At 43.8% G+C, this 21,330-nt stretch carries 20 protein-coding genes and 1 tRNA gene; 14 read left to right on the top strand and 7 right to left on the bottom strand.

Annotation, left to right across the window (positions count from 1 at the left end; genetic code table 11):
- The first annotated feature begins 19 nt into the window (after nucleotides 1–19).
- The 4 genes from RJ41_RS17350 to RJ41_RS17335 all read left to right on the top strand — a co-directional run bounded on the left by RJ41_RS17350 (nucleotide 20) and on the right by RJ41_RS17335 (nucleotide 6,199).
- A complete protein-coding gene (locus tag RJ41_RS17350; protein WP_039223401.1) occupies nucleotides 20–2,170 on the top strand; it encodes a 3-hydroxyacyl-CoA dehydrogenase NAD-binding domain-containing protein in 2,151 nt (716 codons plus the stop codon).
- 64 nt (nucleotides 2,171–2,234) lie between these two features.
- Nucleotides 2,235–3,878: an AMP-binding protein gene (locus RJ41_RS17345; protein WP_039223399.1), complete on the top strand. Its 1,644-nt coding sequence runs from the start codon at nucleotides 2,235–2,237 to the stop codon at nucleotides 3,876–3,878.
- Nucleotides 3,879–3,957: 79 nt separating this feature from the next.
- Nucleotides 3,958–4,959 carry a helix-turn-helix domain-containing protein gene (locus RJ41_RS17340; RefSeq protein WP_039223398.1) on the top strand — a complete coding sequence of 334 codons (1,002 nt, stop codon included), beginning with the start codon at nucleotides 3,958–3,960 and terminating at the stop codon, nucleotides 4,957–4,959.
- 97 nt (nucleotides 4,960–5,056) lie between these two features.
- Nucleotides 5,057–6,199 (top strand): acyl-CoA dehydrogenase family protein, encoded by a 1,143-nt coding sequence (locus tag RJ41_RS17335; protein ID WP_039223395.1) that lies wholly within the window; start codon nucleotides 5,057–5,059, stop codon nucleotides 6,197–6,199.
- Between the two features lie 168 nt (nucleotides 6,200–6,367).
- Here the strand turns inward: RJ41_RS17335 and RJ41_RS17330 are convergent, their stop codons facing one another.
- The 3 genes from RJ41_RS17330 to RJ41_RS17320 are packed head-to-tail and all read right to left on the bottom strand — an operon-like array spanning nucleotide 6,368 to nucleotide 9,276.
- Nucleotides 6,368–7,141: a 2OG-Fe(II) oxygenase gene (locus tag RJ41_RS17330; protein WP_039223394.1), complete on the bottom strand. Its 774-nt coding sequence runs from the start codon at nucleotides 7,139–7,141 to the stop codon at nucleotides 6,368–6,370.
- Between the two features lie 10 nt (nucleotides 7,142–7,151).
- Nucleotides 7,152–8,489 carry an aldehyde dehydrogenase family protein gene (locus RJ41_RS17325; protein WP_039223391.1) on the bottom strand — a complete coding sequence of 446 codons (1,338 nt, stop codon included), beginning with the start codon at nucleotides 8,487–8,489 and terminating at the stop codon, nucleotides 7,152–7,154.
- Entirely contained in the window at nucleotides 8,482–9,276 is a 795-nt protein-coding gene (locus RJ41_RS17320) for a CmcJ/NvfI family oxidoreductase (protein ID WP_039223388.1), read from the bottom strand. Before RJ41_RS17320 ends, RJ41_RS17325 begins: the two co-directional genes overlap by 8 nt.
- 77 nt (nucleotides 9,277–9,353) lie before the next feature.
- Here RJ41_RS17320 and RJ41_RS17315 point away from each other — a divergent pair, with 77 nt between their 5' ends.
- A complete protein-coding gene (locus tag RJ41_RS17315) occupies nucleotides 9,354–10,271 on the top strand; it encodes a LysR family transcriptional regulator (RefSeq protein WP_240485822.1) in 918 nt (305 codons plus the stop codon).
- 126 nt (nucleotides 10,272–10,397) lie between these two features.
- Here the strand turns inward: RJ41_RS17315 and RJ41_RS17310 are convergent, their stop codons facing one another.
- The 3 genes from RJ41_RS17310 to RJ41_RS17300 form a co-directional block, all read right to left on the bottom strand.
- A complete protein-coding gene (locus RJ41_RS17310) occupies nucleotides 10,398–10,700 on the bottom strand; it encodes an ABC transporter permease (RefSeq protein ID WP_276203245.1) in 303 nt (100 codons plus the stop codon).
- 292 nt (nucleotides 10,701–10,992) lie between these two features.
- A tRNA-Ile gene (locus RJ41_RS17305) sits at nucleotides 10,993–11,069 on the bottom strand.
- Nucleotides 11,070–11,211: 142 nt separating this feature from the next.
- Nucleotides 11,212–13,947: a choice-of-anchor B family protein gene (locus RJ41_RS17300; protein WP_039223381.1), complete on the bottom strand. Its 2,736-nt coding sequence runs from the start codon at nucleotides 13,945–13,947 to the stop codon at nucleotides 11,212–11,214.
- A 78-nt stretch (nucleotides 13,948–14,025) separates the two neighbouring features.
- On the opposite strand from RJ41_RS17300, the gene RJ41_RS17295 reads away from it, so the two are divergent.
- The 3 genes from RJ41_RS17295 (at nucleotide 14,026) to RJ41_RS17285 (ending at nucleotide 16,440) form a co-directional block, all read left to right on the top strand.
- Nucleotides 14,026–14,835 carry an MbnP family copper-binding protein gene (locus RJ41_RS17295; protein WP_039223379.1) on the top strand — a complete coding sequence of 270 codons (810 nt, stop codon included), beginning with the start codon at nucleotides 14,026–14,028 and terminating at the stop codon, nucleotides 14,833–14,835.
- Between the two features lie 47 nt (nucleotides 14,836–14,882).
- A complete protein-coding gene (locus RJ41_RS17290) occupies nucleotides 14,883–15,959 on the top strand; it encodes an MbnH family di-heme enzyme (protein WP_039223671.1) in 1,077 nt (358 codons plus the stop codon).
- Nucleotides 15,960–16,110: 151 nt separating this feature from the next.
- Nucleotides 16,111–16,440, top strand: a complete 330-nt coding sequence (locus tag RJ41_RS17285) for a hypothetical protein (RefSeq protein ID WP_039223377.1) — start codon at nucleotides 16,111–16,113, stop codon at nucleotides 16,438–16,440.
- A 46-nt stretch (nucleotides 16,441–16,486) separates the two neighbouring features.
- On the opposite strand, the gene RJ41_RS17280 is transcribed toward RJ41_RS17285, so the two are convergent.
- Nucleotides 16,487–16,768, bottom strand: coding sequence for a hypothetical protein (locus RJ41_RS17280; protein WP_084081949.1), 282 nt, complete (start codon nucleotides 16,766–16,768; stop codon nucleotides 16,487–16,489).
- A gap of 317 nt (nucleotides 16,769–17,085) precedes the next feature.
- Between RJ41_RS17280 and RJ41_RS17275 the strand changes: the two genes are divergently transcribed.
- The 6 genes from RJ41_RS17275 (at nucleotide 17,086) to RJ41_RS17250 (ending at nucleotide 21,319) form a co-directional block, all read left to right on the top strand.
- Nucleotides 17,086–17,412 (top strand): DUF3718 domain-containing protein, encoded by a 327-nt coding sequence (locus tag RJ41_RS17275; RefSeq protein ID WP_039223375.1) that lies wholly within the window; start codon nucleotides 17,086–17,088, stop codon nucleotides 17,410–17,412.
- A 115-nt stretch (nucleotides 17,413–17,527) separates the two neighbouring features.
- The gene (locus RJ41_RS17270; protein ID WP_039223373.1) at nucleotides 17,528–18,295 is read left to right on the top strand and encodes a LytR/AlgR family response regulator transcription factor; all 768 of its coding nucleotides are present in this window, start codon (nucleotides 17,528–17,530) and stop codon (nucleotides 18,293–18,295) included.
- Nucleotides 18,296–18,410: 115 nt separating this feature from the next.
- A complete protein-coding gene (locus tag RJ41_RS17265; RefSeq protein ID WP_039223372.1) occupies nucleotides 18,411–18,812 on the top strand; it encodes a CidA/LrgA family protein in 402 nt (133 codons plus the stop codon).
- On the top strand, nucleotides 18,809–19,519 hold the full coding sequence (locus tag RJ41_RS17260) for an LrgB family protein (RefSeq protein WP_039223370.1): 711 nt from the start codon (nucleotides 18,809–18,811) through the stop codon (nucleotides 19,517–19,519). Before RJ41_RS17265 ends, RJ41_RS17260 begins: the two co-directional genes overlap by 4 nt.
- Nucleotides 19,520–19,811: 292 nt before the next feature.
- Nucleotides 19,812–20,807 carry a response regulator gene (locus tag RJ41_RS17255; protein WP_039223367.1) on the top strand — a complete coding sequence of 332 codons (996 nt, stop codon included), beginning with the start codon at nucleotides 19,812–19,814 and terminating at the stop codon, nucleotides 20,805–20,807.
- Nucleotides 20,807–21,319 (top strand): PAS domain-containing protein, encoded by a 513-nt coding sequence (locus tag RJ41_RS17250; RefSeq protein WP_039223364.1) that lies wholly within the window; start codon nucleotides 20,807–20,809, stop codon nucleotides 21,317–21,319. Before RJ41_RS17255 ends, RJ41_RS17250 begins: the two co-directional genes overlap by 1 nt.
- Nucleotides 21,320–21,330 lie beyond the last annotated feature (11 nt).

The raw sequence follows: 21,330 nt of genomic DNA, 5'->3' as shown, positions 1-21,330 counted from the left end.
AAGGATAATGGAGGAAAGCATGAATACTTTTAAATACCAAAAAGACGATAACGGCATTGTAGTCATTACCATGGACATGAATGGACCGGTAAACGCAATTAATGACGAGTTTTGTCGCGAAATGTCGGAAGCACTAGACACTTTGGAAAAAGAATCAGATCTTTCAGGTGTCGTGTTCACTTCAGCTAAAGATACGTTTTTTGCTGGTGGTGATCTCAATATGCTCATGGCAATGGAACCAGGAGATGAGCGAAAAATATTTGATACGGTAGAGGCGAATAAGTCGTTGTTCCGTCGATTAGAGAAGTTACCGGTTCCCGTAGTCGCTGCGATAAGCGGTGCAGCATTAGGTGGTGGCTATGAGCTGTGCTTAGCGAGTAATTATCGCGTTTGTGTAGATAACCCCCGCATTGAAATTGGCTTACCAGAAGTGTCGTTAGGACTATTACCTGGAGCGGGAGGCGTTGTTAGGCTTACAAACCTAATTGGGTTAGAGGCAGCGCTTCCCCTGCTTCTTGAAGGTAAAAAAGTCAGACCGCAGCAAGCTTTGAAAACCGGGTTAATTGACGCCACTGTACAGAGCAAAGATGAGCTTATTTCACATTGCAAAGCCTGGCTTGTTAACAACAAAGGTAACGGTGAGGTCGCTATTCAGCCTTGGGATAAAAAAGGTTTTAAAATACCCGGCGGAAATATTAACAGGCCATCCATAGCGCAAACTGTAGCAATGGCGCCGCATATGCTTCTTAAGAAAACCAGGGGCTTGTTACCCGCGCCAGAAGCGATTTTAGACACAGCAGCACAAGCGGTTACCGTTAATTTTGATACTGCACTTAGAAGAGAGTCCAGAAAATTTGCCTCTTTGCCTGTTACGCCTGTAGCAAAGAATATGATGTCAGCTTTTTTCTTCCAATTGAATCAGATTAATGGTGGTGGAAGCCGCCCTGACGTGAAAACAAAGTTCACATTCAAAAAGATTGGGGTAATTGGTGCTGGCATGATGGGGCAAGGCATTGCTGCAGTAGCGGCAGGTTTAGGTATTGAGGTCGTGTTAAAGGACGTGTCTATTGACGCAGCTGAGAAAGGTAAAGCTTATACGGCCAAAGTTTATGACAAGAAAATAGCAAGAGGCCGAGCAACTGAGCAAGATAAAGAGCAAGCTCTCTCACTTATCATTGCTACTGATAATGATGAAGACTTGAAAGGCTGTGAACTTGTTGTAGAGGCTGTTTTCGAAGACATGTCGCTGAAGCACAAGGTGCTTACAGGCTCAGAGCAATTTCTAACCGAAGATGGAATTTGGGCTTCTAATACCTCAACACTTCCTATCACTCAACTGGCTGAACCTAGTCACAAGCCTGAAAATTTCATTGGGCTGCATTTCTTCTCTCCCGTCGACAAAATGCCGCTGGTGGAAATAATTTGTGGCGAAAAAACGAGTGACGCTACCCTCGCAAAAGCATTCGATTTCGTCCAGCAGATAAAGAAAACCCCCATCGTCGTTAACGACAGTGTTGGCTTTTTTACTTCCAGAACCTTTGCCTCGCAATTGCAAGAGGCAGCAACTATGGTCAGTGAGGGTATTCATCCAGTCAGAGTTGATAATTTAGGAAAAGCTATTGGGATGCCCGTAGGCCCACTAACGGTAAATGACGAAGTAAGCTTAACGATTGGTATCAAAGTACGAGAAACGCAAGTAGCCGCCGGCTTGATAAAGGCAGAGGATGATCGCTGGCCTGAAGGGAACAAACTTATCGAAAAACTTGTGAAGGAACACAATCGCGGTGGTCGCTATCACGGTGAGGGCGGGTATTTTAATTATGTTGATGGTGACAAGGCAATTTGGCCTCAATTACTTGATATGTATTACGACTCAACCGTCGACATTTCCGATAGTGACATCAAAGACAGGCTGTTGTTTATAAACGTAATAGAAAGCTTGCTGTGTTTGGAGCAGGGTGTGTTGAAATCAGTGGCCGATGCCAATATCGGCAGTATCTTTGGGATAGGTGCACCCATTTGGACAGGCGGATACATTCAATTTGTTAATAGCTATGGGCTTGAGCGCTTCCAAGCCAGGTGTGAAGAGCTTGCTGAAAAATATGGTGAGCGATTTAAAGCCCCCGCCATTGTAGGAAAGAAAATAGCAGCAGGTGAATTATTTCTTTAGAAATACTTCACCTATTTCTTCGGACAATATCGCTTTACATTTTTAGACTGAAGGGGCGTGTAGCATGAGCCAGTTAAAAACACCGTTAGACTATTTCTATTATTGGGAAGAAAAAACACCTACTGACATATTTCTGCGGCAGTCATTAGGCAATGGGCAGTGGGAGGAGTACTCATGGGCAGAAGTAGGAGAGAGAGTTAGAAAAATAGCTAGCTTTATCCATTCTCGTAACCTTTCTCCTCAAAGCAAAATAGCGCTTTGGTCAGCAAATTCAGCTGATTGGATAATGGTAGATTTGGCTATCATGCTAAGTGGGCACATCAGCGTGCCCTTATTCCCTAATCAATCAGTTAAGGCCGCTAATCATGTACTTAAAGAATGTGATGTGCCGCTAATGTTTGTTGGTGAGTGTGGGCAAGAGCAAAAGTTTGCAGAATGGAATACGGCAAACGTTACCCTAGTGGGCATGCACGGCTGTTCGATAGCGGTAGACCACAATTTAGCGCAAATTCAGCAGACGTTTGGTCTTGTGTTAAGCAACCCAAAAGCAGAGCTCGATAGTCTAATGACGATAGTGTATTCATCCGGCACAACGAGTATGCCCAAAGGCGTTATGCACTTGTATTCTGCGCCGGCAAAGGTAACGCCCTCTATCGCCAAGGAGTTCAAAATTTCACGAGAAGAAGGGTATAGAGCCTCACTTTTCTCTTTTTTGCCACTGGCTCATATGGCAGAGCGTGCCCTTGTCGAATTTACGGGCCTATATAGTAATGCTTGTATTTCATTTTCTGCAGGTCTCGACTATTTTAGTGACGAAATCGTAAGCGTGCAGCCTACATTTTTCTTTGCGGTTCCAAGGCTGTGGGACAAGTTTAAAATGTCGGTAGATAGCAAAATTCCCCCTGAAGCACAGGCTGCATTGAGTGAAGAGGATAAGCACAAAATACGATATATGTTGGGCCTCTCTAGAGCTGATATGATCCTAAGCAGTTCAGCGCCGCTGCAGCCAAAAGTACACCAGTGGTACTTAAATATGGGAATCAAAGTAAGAGAAGTTTACGGAATGACCGAGACTTTTGCGACAGGGACGGGATGCTTTGAGGATATACCTGCGTCGGGAACGGTAGGGAAACCTATTGGTGATATCGTAGAGGTCAAGCTGTCCGATGAAAACGAAATACTGATGCGATCTGAGGGCATGATGCTTGGCTATTACAGAGCCGAAGAAAAAACGCTGAGCGTGCTTAAAGATGGATGGTTTCACACGGGCGATTGCGGTACTTACGACGAGAGTGGCAACCTAGTGGTAACCGGGCGTAAAGGAGATGAATTCAAAACAGCCAAAGGAAAATTTATCCATCCGGTGCCGTTAGAAAAATGCTTTAGCGGTGTACCGGAGATAGAGCAATTTATCGTCGTAGGGCAAGGGCTTAATCAACCCATTTTGTTAGCCACACGCTCTGAATCTGCTTGTTCATTAACAAACAGTGAGTTGCGCGATAAGCTGAAGCATTATTTGTCGAAAATAAACACCACACTTGCCCCTTACGAGCGCATTTCGCATATTTTAATTACTCAGGCTGCGTGGACAATTGATAACGGAATGTTAACCCCGACCTTGAAATACCATCGAAAAACCATTGAAAGCTGCTTCAAGCCAGATGCCCTAAAATGTTGTGAAAACAAGGAAGAGGTTGTCTTTGTTTAATATCGAGCCCCCTTGTACTACATGTATTCGATACGGTATTAACAAGATCAATGTATGAGAGTGTGCTAACTTTAATCCAATGAAGAAAAAGCAATCGTTACAAAAAGCAGCTTTACAACACCTGTTTGCAGGCTATGAAAAACATGGGCTTTCGATTAAAGCGTTATTTACCGAGTTGGGTTATGACGCGGAAGATTTTGAAGAAGCCAGTTTTAGGTTGCCGTCAGAAAAGTTGGGAAAACTGGTTCGACTTGCGGCAATCAAACTCAATGATGAAACCATAGGCTTTTTTGAACGGCCCACAAAATTAGGTGGTGTGAAGGTAGGTGTGTTGTATGCGTTACGTGGTAAAACACTGCGAGATGCGTATTTCAGACTATTTAAATATCTAATGCTGTTGCATGACGATTTAGATATAAAACTGGTTGAGAGCGGTGAAGAAGCGAATATTGTTATTAACATAAAGCGAGAAGAGTCGGATGCAGACATGCTGGTTTATATAACGCTTATGTTGTTTGTATTTAGATGGTCGTCTTGGGTAACAAATCATCGAATATCGCTTAATCGCCTGAATTTCAGCGGTAAAAAGTCGACTTACTCACACGATTTAGACTCTGCTTTTCCCTGTCGTCACTATTACGAAAGGCCGCAGACGGAACTAAGTATTCATCGAAGCGACCTAGAATTACCTGTTACTCAAAAAGAAGAAAGTGTTACTCCGTTTATAAATTCCCTTTCTAACTTACTCATTAACCGCATGTCTGACGCCAGTATTACTGCGCAAATTAAACGCATGTTGAGAGAGTGCGATAATCTAGAAAATTTACCACTTAAAAAGGTGGCTGATGATCTGAATAAAAGCCCGCAGACTGTTCGTCGCTATCTTGCCCAAGAAAATACAAGTTTTGCGGCATTAAAAGAGAGCGTTAGGAAAGATATTGCAACCTACCACCTTACGCAAAAAGACACCTCCATTAAAAATATTGCCTATCTGGTCGGTTTTTCAGAACCCAGTGCCTTTATACGCGCATTTAAGAAATGGACTGGCCTTACTCCTGGGGAATGGCGCGAACGTCAATGAACGTTTTGGTCTATTCTCTGGCGCTTTCGGTCATCGGTAAGCACTAATTAGGTTGTTAACATGTTGTGAAACTTACATTGAACGTTGGAGTAGGACCATGTTACCGAGAACCTTATTTAGTTCTGAGCACGAGATGCTGCGTGATAGTTTTCGAAAATTCTTACAAACTGAAGCCGTTCCACATTACGAAAAATGGGAAAAGATTGGGCAGGTTGATAAATCAATTTGGAAAGCGGCGGGCGAGCAGGGCTACTTAGCACCCCTCGTTTCAGAGGAGTATGGAGGGCTGGGTCTAGACTTTCTATACAACGTTATCCTTACAGAAGAAATCGGCAGACTTGGACTAAACGGAATAGGTTTCCCATTACACTCTGACATTGTCGTTCCTTATCTATCGAGATTAGGCACTGAAGAGCAAAAACAAAAATACCTACCCGCGTGTGTTTCCGGCGAAATAGTGACGGCAATCGCTATGACAGAACCAGGAACAGGGTCTGATTTGCAAGGAATCAAAACTACAGCAAAAAAAGAGGGTGATGACTTCGTTATCAACGGAAGTAAAACGTTTATTACGAACGGTCAATTAGCTGACTTAGTTATTGTTGTCGCAGTAACCGACCCAACCGCTGGCGCAAAAGGTTTAAGTTTAATACTCGTTGAAGCGAATACACCCGGCTTTGAGCGAGGTTCAAATTTAGCGAAAATTGGCATGAAGTCTCAGGATACTTCGGAATTATTTTTCAATGATGTGAGAGTGCCTCAGTCTAATTTGCTTGGGCCAGAGGGAAGTGGCTTCGCTCAATTAATGGCAGAGTTACCACAGGAGCGCTTAACAATCGCCGTGCATTGTATGGCAATGTGTGAATCTGTTTTAGCGCAAACCGTTGAGTATGTTAAAGAGCGAAAAGCGTTTGGCCAAAATATAGGAGCATTCCAAAACACCCAGTTCGTTTTAGCAGATTTAGACACTGAAATTGATGCGGCCCGCGCTTTTACAGACCGCTGTATTGAATTACATTTGACGAAAGACCTCACTACAGAACTTGCATCAAAAGCTAAATTATTGGTGACTGAACTACTCGGAAAAGTGGTTGATAAGTGCCTACAACTTTACGGTGGATACGGTTACATGCTGGAGTACCCCGTCGCAAGGGCATACGCAGACGCGCGCGTTATGCGAATTTATGGCGGTACAAGTGAAATTATGAAACTTATCGTTGCTAGGCAGCTGCTAAAATAGCTACCTAATACGCTAATCAGCTTTTACCGTTGGCTTGAGGGAAACAACCGCTATAGACGGCTTATGCTGTATGCGGTTGGCCCTCAAGCCGTTAGCGTTAAGGAAGCCGAGGCATCGTGTTACTCATGATGCCAAGTATACCCTGTTCGTCTACGCTCTAAGTTACCGTCAGATTTCAAACAGCATATCTGTGCGAATAATGTATTTAACGCCCTTTGTTATTGGCGTTGAACTGTGTAAACAGTGCAATGAATGATGTCCATGTGGAAATAAGAGCACTCCGCCAGCAGGCGTTCGCACATTTACTTGTGCTTGTCTGTCGCCTCGTTTCGCTGGTTTTCCCGGCTGGTCAGCATTAACCAAAAACTGTGTTTCTCCTCCTTCGAAATTGTCGTTAAGCAAAATAAGAAACGTCATTTTGCTATACCTGTCCGAATAGGCGTTATGAATTAACGTGTCTCCTTCCACTTTAGAGCCAGGCCAGTCCCCATCAATATGATATTTGAAATAATCACCTTCTTGATATCGGTAAAACCGAAAGCGAGTATTAATACCCAGCGGTTTTTTACCGTCGAATATGGTAAGGTTTTGCTGAGTTAAAGACTCAATGCGCTGCCATATCAAGCGCTCTGTAGCATCATCTACAACGATAGTTACATTGTCGTTATGCCGTATTTCCCGGGGTAGTGACACTGCCGCATCTTTTAAGTAGCCAAGCTCTTCCGACGTTTTCAGTAGTTTTCTACACTCTTGTTCACTAAAAACATTCAGAAGTTGGTAGGCGCTAGGCACTTCACTTATTTCACGGCGAACCGTTTGTTGCTGTGTTTGCGCTGATGAACTATCAAGCGCAAAGGCGTTATCTGTATGGGCAGCCCATGTAGGAATAGCTGGGTTTTGTGCGCCAGGTTCACGCGCTATAACGAAAAAGTTGTCTTTCATGATAGTTTCCTCATGCACTAATTACTTGTACTTGTGTAAACTGGCGATGCCCTTCAAGTGAACCGTGATAACCAAAGCCGCTTTCTTTCGCGCCCACCCATGGACCATCACCTGCGCCTGGGCCACCGTTAATACCCACCATGCCAGCTTCTATATTTTCTGCTACGTAGGCAGCGTTACTCTCGCCAAAAACGACTGCACCAAGACCAAGGGGAACCTTGTTCGCACGCATGATGGCTTCATCGATATTGCTAAAACTATCAATAGCGACGACCGGGCCAAACGTTTCTTCTTTTGCCATCAACATCTCATCTGTTAAACCGTCGATAACGGTGGGTTGAATATAAGGGGGGAGGTAATCATCGCTGCCCAGTAAAAAACGCGCGCCTTTTTCTTTCGCGTCTTTTAAATGATGAATTATCTGCTGGTGCTGCTTTTTATTAACGATGGGGCCAATATTTACTCTGGGTTGGTCCCACGGCCCAACGCTATACTGCTTTGCAATCTCCACCACACGTTCTACAAACGTATTGTGAATACGCTCATCAACGTAGATACGTTCCGTTGATGTACACATTTGACCAGCATTTTCGAAACTACTCGCCACGGCAAAGCGAGCAGCCTTATTGATATCAGCGTCTGCAAGAACGATCATAGGGTCGTTGCCACCTAACTCCATAACAAGTCGATGAAGTTTGTTCGCCGAACTCGCCATAATATGTTTTCCAGCTGCCGCTGAACCAGTAAATGCGACCATATTAATATTGCTGGCAACAAGCGCTTTGCCAACTTCTCCGTCGCCATGAATAACTGACAGCACGCCATTAGGCAAAACTTCATTGAGTGTTCTTACGAACATGTCAGCAACCAAGGGAGTGATTTCTGAGGGTTTCAGTACTACGGTATTTCCTGCTACAAGTGCTGGTAGCAGTAAATTATTTGCCATAGCCAAAGGGTAGTTCCACGGTGAAATCACGCCCACCACACCCAGTGGACGGTAGTAGATTTTTGTGCCGCTTGGCTTCTTTACTGGTGCAATAGCTTGCATGATCTCTCGGCAAAGATAAGACGCACTTTGTATGACCCCCATCACCTCATAGGTAGCTCGACGATGATCCTTACCCATTTCTTCAGAAATAAGGTTTACTAACTGCTCTTGAACACGGTTTAGGCGCGAGAATGCTTCAATAATTAGTTGTGCTCGCTGCTCTGATGTTAGCTTGCCCCATGCAATTTGAGCTTGTTTTGCGTCATTTACAGCAGTAACTACATCGTCATTACTTGCGACCTTTACGCTTCCCACTTCCTGTTCATCAAGCGGGTTTCGAGATATTAAAATGTTATTCATTGCTTTCACCACCAAACACGATTGCGCGTATTTCTAGGCTTGTACGCGGTTTTTTAGCTTCATCGTTTAAAACATCCACCGCTGAGTGTGGTACCCCAAACATTCCTTGTTCAAATGTAGAGTCATACACTTTGAACAATAGCCCTTCACCCGGCGTCATTTCCGACTGATAAAACCATTTGTGATTAGGGTTATAAGTGATGGCAGCAAGTTCACCGATACGATCGGGATAGATAAGTTTGAGTCGCTGAAAATCAGTTGGCTGCACGGTAGATATATCGACCATGGCTAGCGGAGATGACTCCACTTTATTTCGTACAGGAAGCCACAGGTTCACCAAGGTATAATCGCGTTTTCTTAAATGCTCTTGCCCCTTTGTCTCTTCCATCATGCGGTGATTCGCTGATACATCAGTGTAGTCGTTGTGTACTGTTCTTACCGGGGCTCTATTGTGAATAGACTTATCCGCACGGGTAGTCGAGCGATAAGTATGATCAAAAATGATCACGTCATCACTGTTCATTCTGCGCTTCAACATATCGATTACATATGGATATAGTTGCTTTTGTATTGCCTCGTCATCTTCAAAAGCATCAAAGTCGGGTGAAAACGACACAACTTCAAAGCCATTTTTTTCCAGTGAAAACGTGCTTTTTTCAGCGCGCATATCACTAACACTAATAGTTCGTTTATCTACTGACGATGTAAGTTCTGAAGCGCCAGGGCCCTTATACGTTTGGTCGTAAACCAGAGGGGCGTCGGGTGGAACGTAGTTTACTGAAAACATAATCAAATCCTGTTCTTTAGCTTGTGATTTGATCCTACTCCTTTATCCATTACAATAAAATCAAGTGGATAATGTATGTGATACAAAAAAAAATGGTAAGTCAGCTAGACATTAAGCAGTTGCGCACATTTGTTGCGCTTATAAAAGTGAGAAACTTGTCGAGAGTGGCGGAGCAGTTAGGTGTTTCGCAACAGGCCGTGAGTGAGCATTTAAAAAAAATGCGCAATGTGTTTAACGACAGGCTGTTTATTCGAAGTGGAAATGGTGTACAGCCCACCGCGCTCGCCGTCGCTTTACAGCCCAGAGTGACGGCTACGCTGGAAGCTTTTGATTCGCTTTTGACACCGGAAACTTTCTCACCTTCAACGACATCGACGACTTTCACGTTGGCATGCACTGACTTTGAGCAAGTGTCGCTGCTGCCAAGTGTACTTGCCGACATTCGACAACTTGCGCCGAAGTTAAAAATAGCGATAAAAAAGTTAGAACTAGATAGCTTGGCGAATGACCTTAAAAACGGTGAAGTAGATCTGGCTATCACAAATCCGTCGTTAGCACCTTCGGCTTACCCCAGTGAAACGCTCTATCGCGAACGCTATAAATGTGTTGTGTCATCGCAAAGTAAGCTAACCAAAAATGAAATGACGGTGGCTCAAATATCAAAAATACCTCAGGTTGTGGTTTCGCCTTCTCGGGGTGATTTCAGTGGGGCTATTCATCATTGGTTTGAAGCGAAAGGCCATCCTAGAGAAGTTTTTATGTCTTTTCCTACTTTCTCTGCAGCTATTGAAACAATACACAGCACCGACTTGTGTGGTTTCGTACCAAGTGCGCTTATACCTAACAGAAAGTTACGCGTTATCGAGTTAAATGAAACGCCGCCAGGATTTGATGTTATCAGCACATGGCATCATCGATTATCAAATGATCCACTGACTCTATGGATAAGAAAGTTGTTGGTTAATACTATTGAGGGCCGTTCTACGCCGGGCTAGCAAGTAAAATATCGAATGAAGGATTTATGACCCCGATGGTTATCGAAGTCCCGTCAGAGAAGTACAAATTGAGACTATTAGTAGAAATTACCAAAACTGGCCGGTATTAATAATCTCAACTGCTAGCTACTTTTTCTGTCCGAATTTCATTAGGCCTAACGCAAGAATTGTATATCCGACAGCTAGTGCTAGCTCAATGAGAATTGAGTCAGCCACTTCATTGAACCCAGCTCCCATTTGGTCTACTTGCACGAAAGCGGATATAGCCGTTGTCGAAGGAATGAGTAGCGCTATCAATCTAATAGATTCAGGAATACTTTCCATTGGCCAAGAGATGCCTGATAGAAAAAATAGTGGTAATCCCATAACAACTAAAAAGAATACAACACCTTCTCGTTCTTTAAATACTTGTGATTCGTCTAAATCGATTTGAGGAGCTTTATTAATAAGAGACAGGTCGCCGTGCGATGGAGCGACACGCTTGCGTGGCTATTTGTTGAAATTCAGACACAAAAAAACCGACTCAAAGGTCGGTTTCGAGAAGAGCGTATGGTTTTAGAAACTTTGAAAATTATCGAATAAGAGTGATGACCCATTGTGCTATGCCGGTTACCGGATGGGATGGTGTTATCAATCGTGTAAGGTGAATGCTGATCCCCCGTTTATGGGGTAGAGCCAATTCGCTACAGGCTGCATTCTGTATGGGTTGTAAGGAAGAGAATGGTGGCCCCACCCTGACTTGAACAGGGGACCTGCCGATTATGAGTCGGATGCTCTAACCAACTGAGCTATGGGGCCATATTAGATGTGCGACGTGGATTTCATGGCAAATTGTTTTGCATAACAACCACAAGCGAGCGCAAGTATAAGCAGTTTTATTTGCCTTGTCACGCCTCGCTTGTGGCTTTGTGATTTGTTTGCTTTATTTTTGTTCACTCAACTATAAGTTGTGTATAACTTTCTGCAGCCGAGCACGGCGTAATCGAACTGCCAAAGCTAGAACTAACATGCTCAATAAAGTAGTTGAACCACCCCCGCCAGAACTATTTGATCTGTTATCAACCGGCAAGCTTGCTACGCTCTCATTTACATTTACCGTGACGGTGTCGGTGGTACTAATGCCGAACTCGTCGGTTGCACTCAATGCAAACATTAAATTACTTGCAGTAGCTGGGGCTGTGAAAGACATAGTTAGCGTATCTGAATTTCTAATATTGACCGTTTCGCCTGCGGTTTGTGTCCACTCTACGCTTATTAGCGCGCCTTCGGGGTCTTGCGCGCTACCTGTTAGCTCAACGCTTGCTCTCACATCGGTTTCAACATCTGTTCCCGCGTTCACAACGGGGGCTTGGTTGCTCTCGTCATCTTTTATTGTAATGAGAGTTTCGACAACGCCGCCTAATACGTTGGCATCTTGTGCGGCAAGTACTAAACGGAACTGTTCGTTTTCTTCTTCCACGCTGTCGTTAATAAGCGTTACTGTCACCATCTTATCGGCAGTATCGCCATCACTCCAAGTTAGCATGCCCGTTGCGGTCACGAAGTCTTCATTGTTTATTGCAGTGTCACTTTCCAGTGAATAATTTACGCTAACGCTGCCTTCACTTCCGCCTTCACGAACAATATTTACTGTAAGTTCGGGGGCTGTCTCTAGAACGGCGAGTTCAGATTTACTTAGTTCAACTTTTCCTTGTTGCGCCGCACCAAGTATTGTTACTTGCGTATAGCCGTTGCCCGAAGCGATACCGCCGCCTTGGGGGTTAAATAGCCTTACAAAAAATACTTCGTTACTTTCTGTATCATTATTAGCGCTAACACTTAATGCAATGTTCTTTGCATCAGAATCATTTGCGCCCCAGGTAAGCTCGCCAGAAGTAAACAAAACATCATCGCTGAGGGCCGAGCCAGCTAATACCTCGTAGGCTACCGACATGGCACTGTCGCCGCTTTTAGTAACGGGAAGGTTAAATGTTGTATCGGCTTCTGTCTCATAACTATTTTGCGAAAACGCTGCAACAGTTGCCGCAGTAAGCGTGTTGTCTTTTAAAACAAACAAGCCACGCTGAATATCGCTGACTAAAATATTACCGCTTGGTAAAAATGGATAAACACCCCAAGCACCGTTGAAGTTAGTGCTGTTAAAGGCAGGGTAGGTGTCGAAGAAACCTACTTCTTCTGGTGCGGTAGGATCTGAAATGTCTAGTACGGTTAAGCCACGTTCGTAATTCGACATGTAATAGCGGTTGCCTCTCACGTAGCCGTTGTGATCGATGGTGCCGTTGTCACTGGTCCAAATACCCGCCAGAACAGGCGCAGTCAGTGATGAAATATCAAAAATCATGACCCGGGTATTTAAGCTAAAGTTGCGCTCGTCCAGTTCATCGTGGACAAACGCGTATTGCTTATCTTCACTAAACCAGCCGCTGTGGGTATAGGCAACCTCGTTGTAGCTAGTATTACTTAGTTCTGACGTACTGTTAGAATCAGTATGATCCCAAAGACGCATTGAGCTTTCGTTGAAGTCGAGCATTACGGTACATCCTGATGCAGTGGAATTTACGCAATCAGTTTGAGCTCGTGCATCTGTGATGTGCATTGAAGATGCGTCATGCGTGTAGTCTGCTCGGGTAAGTCCATTGGGTATATAGGAAGGTGTGGGTGCTTGAGGCGCGCTTAGCGCATAGGAGCGAAAAGCACCGCCATTACTATCTTGGCCCACCAAATGAAGTTGAGATGTCGCGCCTGCCAAGGGAGTATTTAGTGTGTAGTCTACGTTTGATATATAGATATTGTGTGCACGGTTGTCGTCGGTATTACGTCTAACTAGGCTAACGCGCTCAGGTAAGTTATTCAGGTCTATTATGCTAAACCCTTCAGTTACGCTGTCTGCACTGGCGTATGCATAGGCCTTAAATCTGCCCGATGTGCTATCAAAATACTGATAGACCTTGATGTCGCGCCATGTTGTGCTTTGCCCCGTGATTTCGCCTACAACTACTGGAGACGTGGGCTCGGTTACATCCACCACAGCAATACTGGCTTGCATGCCTACAATGGCATACTCTCTGCGATTGTTTAAATCTACATGCCCCCAAATATCATTTGCGCTATTAGACACTGACGAAAGTGCGGCAACTGGGACGTGAGAAAGTAAATCAATATTGCTACACGGATAGTCCCCAGCCATTCCACTGCTACAGCTTTCATTCGCGCTTACAGTGGTGTCCAGCTCCATATGTTGTGCGGCTAGTGACGTAAGAGGTGAAGCGGCTTTACCATCAACAATAGTGTCGAACCCTCTATCGTAAAGCGCTTCTGATAGATACACAGGCACGTTTAGAAGCGTTGTTTTGTGTAACGCCGGCTTTTGCGCTTGGAAGTGATCGTTACGAGAAAAACCGCCAAGCACAGGAAGAAGACTGTCGTTTAGAACTTGTGCTTGCTGTGCGTTGTCGAAATAATACTGGCCTTCAGCGACTAAAATTTTATCGCCTTTATTGGCCTGCCTAGCCGCGTATATCAGGGTTTTACATGGTCTGAAACGGTTGTCACACTTTCCTGTGTCAATGCCGTTTTCGGCAACAAAGCGTGCTTCGTCGTGGTCAGTGTGAGCGAGCACAGCTTGACTCATAAATGTTAAAAGCAGCACTATTAGCGTTATTTGTAATGCATTCATCTTGTCGTCCGTGCAAGTATTAAAAATTGCTGGTTTGTTTAAAAAACTATCAGATAATCAAAGGAAGTACATAAGTAAATGAAAATGCCTTTTCGCATGTGTGTCATGCCTTCGTTACTCTTGGCGGTTTTGGTATCGATAACGGGGTGTGATGTAGTAAATCTCAAAGGACGAGAGCCCGGTGAGATCCCGTTTAAATTGATTGGGGTAGATACTGGGGCTTGCCCCATGATAATGAGTATTGGGAAGCAGCGCTGGAATGTTGATTATTTTGGCTTTTACCTCAGTAAGCCGGAAGTACGTATTGATGGAAAGTGGCAGCGGGTTAAGTTTAAACAAACCCAATGGCAAACGCCGAATGAAGCTCTGCTGAAATTTCATAACAAATGCAGCAATCCTAATGATGCGAATAGCAAAATTGTGCTGGATGTGTCTGAAGAGTTATTGAAATTATCTACGAATTTGCGTTTTACCATGGGGCTTCCCTTCGACGTTAATCATGCTAATCCACTCACACAGCCTTCGCCATTAAATGACAGTTCAATGTTTTGGAGTTGGCAAAATGGCCATAAATTTTTAAGACTGGATGTGTCTAAAAGTGGCGAAGAAGCGCGAAAATGGTCTTATCATTTAGGCAGTGTTGGCTGTAACTCCGAATCTGCCGTCAGATCGCCGGAAAAATCCTGTGCCTTCACTAATCGCGTAGAGTTTATTTTGCCGATGACTCAGCTTGATACGGATTTAGATTTAGAAGTCTCGGTGTCTAACATAGTGGCGCAAGTTGATCTGAACGAAGCACCAAGCTGCATGTTTGAGTCTCCGGAAACAGAGCCTTGTAAAAAACTTATTCAAAATCTCGTACATAGGCCTTGGATTAAGTGGCAGTAAAAGTGCTTCCTCAGCGTTTTAAAACGCGAGCGCCGAATGCACGGGAAATGGTGTGTTCACTTTGCATTGTGGTAGGGGGAAGTGCGTGTTCGAAAGCACCCACCCCCTATGAATGGAATCTGCCAAATCATATACCTGCGCCCACGGTTCCTGCCGACAATCCCATGACGGTGGAAAGCGTTAAACTGGGGGAGATGCTGTTTTTTGATACGGCATTAAGTGCGAACAACACAACATCATGTAGTAGCTGCCATGATCCTGAAAAAGCCTTTGCAGAATCTAGAAAAGTGTCGGTGGGCGCACATGGCGAAGAGCTCAACCGCAACGCGCTGGCGCTTATTAATGTGGCTTACAATGCTTCATTTACGTGGGCGCACAACAACTTAGACAGTATTGAAAAACAACTACTGATCCCGCTCTTTAACGAACACCCTGTGGAAATGGGGGTAACTGGTAATGAAGATGTTATTTTAATGCGCTTTGAGCAAGGCGATTACCCTGCACTCTTCAAAGCTGCGTATGGTGACGAAACCCCTAGTGTGAACAATATTGTTAAAGCATTGGCTAGTTATGTAAGAAGCCTAGTGTCTTTTAATAGTGCATTTGATGCCTATGCTTATCGACAAGACGACAGCGCACTGACAGCGCAACAACTTGAGGGCCTAAACCTCTTTTTTTCTGAACGCACAGAGTGTTTTCACTGCCATGGAGGCGTGAACTTTACGCAGTCGTCTAAACATAGTTTTCAGCCATTTGGTGCGCAACCATTCCACAATACAGGTTTGTACAACGAAGATGGTGCGGGCAGTTACCCCAAAACAGATATGGGGCTGTATAGTGTAACCTTTAACAAGCAGGACATGGGGAAGTTTAGAGCGCCTACCTTGCGAAATATTGCGCTCACGGCACCTTACATGCACGATGGGAGTATAGCCACCCTTGAAGATGTTATTGCGTTTTATGCCCGGGGGGGCAATGAAGCTCAAAGCCCCAACCCCTATCGTAGCCCGTTTATTAAAGGCTTTAGTATTTCTGAAAAAGAAAAAGCAGCACTGGTGGCATTTTTACAAAGTTTAACTGACGAAGAATTTGTTGAAAAACACGTTTCACGCAAAAATAAGTGATTTATTGCTCATTTTTTGTGTTTTATGTTTATACTTTGCACATATAAATCAACCAAATGCTTATGTGCTGTTTGTTAACATCGTGATAGACTCAATTATCACATTCTTTGTTAATAGTTAAAAAAGCAGGTAAGCGGTCGCGGAGATGAGAATGACTGAAAAACCCTTTATTACAAGTGGTCGAAACACCATCATTCATAAAATTAGAAAGTTAGACCTATTGGTTATTAATGGCGATGATAACCCGCCAATTATCGTAACCTACAAAGGCATTAAGCAATATGAAGGCAAAGTGCCAGAAAATAAGCGCGATGCGAAAATGATGGATATGGAACTGGTCGATGTAACGACTAGCGATGTTTTCGGCGATGAAAAAACCTTAGTGTTCATTCAAACGCTTAATGGAAAAGAATATAAGATTGACTACTCGAAAATTGGTACGAGTATGTTTATCAAAATCCACCAAGATAGTATTTTCTAAAAATTCACTTACCTACCACAGGCAGTGATGTTTTTAGCTATTGGGGCTAGGCAATCTGGCCCCAGTTATCTGGTTTTAACGAATTAAAGCCACTCATTAGCCGTCTATCACCTTTAATCTGGACATAACGTTTATTTAAAATATTGAATCGGCAGATGTCTACTGGGGTTACTTCGGAAGCATTTACACCACTTATCACTCCTGCAATTTCTAGCCCTTCTGCGATAAGTTCTAAGCAGAACCAACTACTGAAATCCTCTTGATTGTAACTAATGCCGCCAGGCTGTGTATCCGCTCTTATAAGATGATACTGTTGTTGCTCTAACATAGCCCTTCCTTGAATTAATGTTAATGGCGAACCGTATTACCAGAATTTGTACTAGGTTCGAGGATATACTTTAGCGGTTATTCGCTATGCCTCACAACTTCGCTCTCAGAGAATGTTGCAAAGTATGTATCAAGTACGATTAATAACCGTTTAGACCGATAATTAAACCTTGGCTTTTGTGTGCTTATCGCAAGGTCTCAAATAACCGTACTTTAACGCTTTTGTAGCGTAAATATCATAAACCTTAACTAGTTTATTGGTGCGGCGGCATGAAGAGGTCGTCACCGCGTTGCCTAATACTATCAGAGGAAATTGTTATGTTTACGTTACGCCGTGTTACCCAATGCACTCTACTCGGAATGACCCTTTCTTTTACCGCTACCGCAGCAAATGCTGGTACTTATCCAGTAGAGCTTGAAGATGACTTAGTTGCAGTATGTGAAGCCGTTAAAAGCAATAGCCGCTTAAAGTTGCGCCGCGCCGTTAAGGCAACAGGCTTAAATATGAGAGATCTACACGAAGGCCTAGTATGTAACGGACAAGATATGCTGACTTTTGCGACTACTCACAATGCATCTAAAACCGCTCAGCATATTGCGCGCCGCATCAATGCAGATCCTGGTGTATTGACAGCCAAGCGCTAGCAACGTTATGCGCCCTGAAATTTGGGCTATTAATTGATAGCCCCTTTTTGCATTAATTCACTGTGCTATCGGGATTAGAAATCGTTAGCCACAGTTTGTATGCAAGGTAGAGCAGATGATCTCATTGATTTTCTTACAATCTGCATCTCAGCAAGAATCACTTTGCAAAATATTGAAGCAGCTAAATGTTTTTAGTCATGTTTTTGGAGCCGAGTCGGTCGGTCATTGCTTAGCCTTAGCTGAAAAGTACCCCCAGTCCGTCGGTTTTTATTCAGTATCAAAATCATCTCGAAATCTTGCCTCAAAATATTGGCTGGCAGTGGGTGAAAACGACGAAGATGCGCTGCTTGCTTTTTCGCATAATGCATCTGGTTTTGTGACTTTGCCATTTGAAGAGAGCCAGCTATTGCCTGCCATCGAATACGTGAAAAATAAGTATCGTTATGTTGAGCGAAATTTTCAGTTTGACGCAATGGTAAAGGGCTTGTGTGAGCAGCATGGTGTGTCAAAACCAGCGCTATTAGCAACATTGCGCCAGCAATTAAGTAAAAGCGCTAAACCCAACATTGTTGCCATTAGGGCCGATGATGGATGGTGTTGCCTAGATCCTGCCGATATAAAATGGATAGAAGCTGCTGGTGATTATATGTGTATATACACGCTGTCAGAAAGCTATGTGGTTCGAATAACTTTGTGTGAATTACTGAAGCGGCTTGGTGAGCGACACTTTAAACGATGTAATCGTTCGGTGGCGGTAAATGCAAAATACGTAGCGCACTTAGAGCAGAGACTTAATCAGCAAAGGGTGGTTATGCAAGGCGGTGAGACGTTCAAAATTACTTATAAATATTTCTATCAGTTCTGGCATGTAGACAGACGATAAATTTCATAACACTGCGCTTTACCGGTTAACAGTATCATACGACCATGGTCCTGCTGGTGATGGAACTCGCTAATCGTTACACTTAGTGCTTAATTCTTAAAAGCAAGGATATAAAGTGCGAGATGTTAGTAAGGCGTTAGTGGGAGCTATATTGGTTTTCGCGGCGTATTATCTTGGGCTTTTCGCCGTAAATATCATGGCTTTGCCCATTCCTGGCGCGCTGGTGGGGCTTTTGATTCTGCTTGGGATACTTTTTATTTTTCCAAAACTCGAAACACACACTGCACGTTTTGTTACTTTGCCTTTAAAGCATATGTCTTTGCTTTTCGTTCCGGCAGTGCTTGCACTATCAATCTATTGGGTTGATATTTATGAGAATTTGCTTGCGATCACCATAGCTATTTTTGTTACCACCTCATTGAGCTTAGGTTTTACCGCCTGGTTTGCCCAAAAGTTGTTTTGTAGCAAGCAGCATAAGGAGTCCCACTCATCACAAGTGGGTAGGGAGCTTGAATGATCAATGCAATAACTCAAGCGTTTAGCGTTAATGGATTAATATGGCTTTGTGTTTCTGTTGTCGGTTACCTCATTGCGCTATGGATTAATAGAAAATGTAACGGCCATCCGATAGCGCACCCAATTGTATTCACCGCTATTTTTGTTTTCTTGAGCCTTTACCTCTCTAACACTAGCGTTGTTGACTATCAACAAGCCGCTGCTTTGTTACATTGGCTTTTAGGTCCTGTCACCGTTGCACTCGCGTTACCGATTTATCGACAATGGCAAATTTTAAAGCGCTATGGATGGCGGTTAATAGTCAGTATCGTCCTTGGTGGAATAGTTGCTCCTATTACCGCTTGGTTCGCGCTGTTTGCGCTAGATGCTCCAGCAGCTCTAAAAATGACTATGTTGGCGAAATCGATCACCACGCCTCTTGCAATGGAAGCGACGGCTCACATAGGTGGAATTCCTGCGATGGCAGCCGTGTTTGTTATAACGACGGGTATAGTGGGGGCTATTGTAGCGACAGGCGTTTTTTCGTTATTCAAAATAGAGGATCGTCAAGCACAAGGTATAGCTTTAGGAACCGTTGCCCATGCGATAGGAACAGCAAAATCCATCCACATGGGGGAAGATGTTGCTGCCATGGCTACCCTTGGGTTGTGCGTAAACGGCATTTTCACAGCCCTAGCGCTACCGCTCGTTTTTAGTTTGTTTGTTTGAATGATCTATGCGGCCTAATATTACTTTAGCCTCCCTGAAACTTACCGCCAAATAAGCGTCAAGTTAATTGTAAAACGCGCTGGCAATATTCCCCAAAAGTGCTATTTCTTAGTGAGGTGTTTCATATCACCATATACAAATTATCTTTTTAAAAAATTGATATAGTAACTCTGCTGTTTATCTCCGAAGAAAAATCAATACTTCAGTTCACAGCGGTTGTGCCGATACAATTGAAATTGCTAGAAGATATCAGCGTTGGCTGGTTGTAAAAGCTAGGTGGTAAAAGAACTTAATGTTTTCAGTACTCGTATGTGATGACTCGTTAGTTGCGCGTAAGCAAGTGGCTAAGTGCCTGCCTCAAGATTGGGATGTGGCTGTTCACTTTGCAAAGAACGGTCAAGATGCTCTGTCTGCACTCGCCGAAGGCAAGGGAGATCTTTTACTCTTAGATTTGAATATGCCAGTTCTCGATGGATATGGCACGTTAGAGGCCATTCAACAGCGTGGGCTTAAAACCAAAGTTATTGTGGTATCTGGAGATATCCAGCCTGAAGCGCATGAAAGAGTTACATCGCTCGGAGCTTTAGACTTTATCCGAAAACCTGTTGAACCAGCCAAACTTGTCGAGGTTCTTGATAAATACAATATTCTTCATGTCGAAGAAAAAGCGCAAGAAGAGGTGACACCGCTTGACCCTGATATTCGCGATTGTTACCAAGAAATAACCAATATTGCCATGGGGCAAGCAGGCGACCACCTCGCCCGCACCATGGATGTTTTTGTAGAACTCCCTATTCCTAACGTAAACCTTATTGAAGTCTCTGAACTACACATGATGCTTTCTGACATTGAAAGTCACGAACAAGTCACTGCCGTTTGCCAAGGTTTTTTAGGGCCAGGTGTTAGCGGTGAAGCCCTGTGTATTTTGAGCGATTCAAGCTTTGACGATGTGGCCAAAATTCTCAATGTGGAAGGCGAAGTAGACGACCAATTACAGTTAGAGCTCCTTATGGACGCGGCAAGTATTCTGATTGGAACCTGTTTAACAGGGTTAGCTAACCAAATGGATATTAACTTTAGTCAGGGGCATCCCATTGTGCTTGGTCAGCACCGTGCTATCACTGAAATTATCAGTATGAACCAAATTAAGTGGAAGCGCACGCTGGCTATAGAGCTTAGCTACGGTCTTGAAGGTTACAATGTTCAGTGTGATTTGATCTTATTGTTTACGGAAGAGTCTATGAAAATGATGAATTCCAAGCTCGCCCACTTGTTGGAGGATTTCTGATGAGCCAGCATTTAGATGAGTTACAGGAATTCCATTGGATGATGGACATGTTACAAACGGTAGATGTAGGTATTGTGGTTTTAGATCGCAATTTCACAGTGCAAGTGTGGAATGGCTTTATGGAAAGCCACAGTGGCCTTCTGCCAAGTGAAGTGAGAGACAAAACCTTATTTTCACTGTTTCCCACAATTAAACAAGACTGGTTTATGAAAAAAGCTAAGCCAGTATTTGACTTAAAAACGCGTGCTTTCATGACGTGGGAGCAGCGCCCTTATTTGTTCAAGTTTCCTAATTACCGGCCGATTACAGGAAGTGAGCCGTTCATGTATCAAAATATCACGCTATCTCCACTCACGTCAGCAACGGGTAAGGTAGATTTTATAAGCATGATGATTTACGACATGACGGATGTTGCGGTTGGAAAGAAGCAGCTTGAGGCACTCCAGGTTACGATGTCCGAAGAGCAAGAGGCGCGATTAGTCGCTAATAGCGTGAAACGCACCTACTCATAACCGCTATATGC

The organism is Alteromonas marina (assembly GCF_000808575.1).
In the GTDB taxonomy this organism is placed as follows: domain Bacteria; phylum Pseudomonadota; class Gammaproteobacteria; order Enterobacterales; family Alteromonadaceae; genus Alteromonas; species Alteromonas marina_A.
This window is presented reverse-complemented; position numbering and strand designations above follow the sequence as displayed.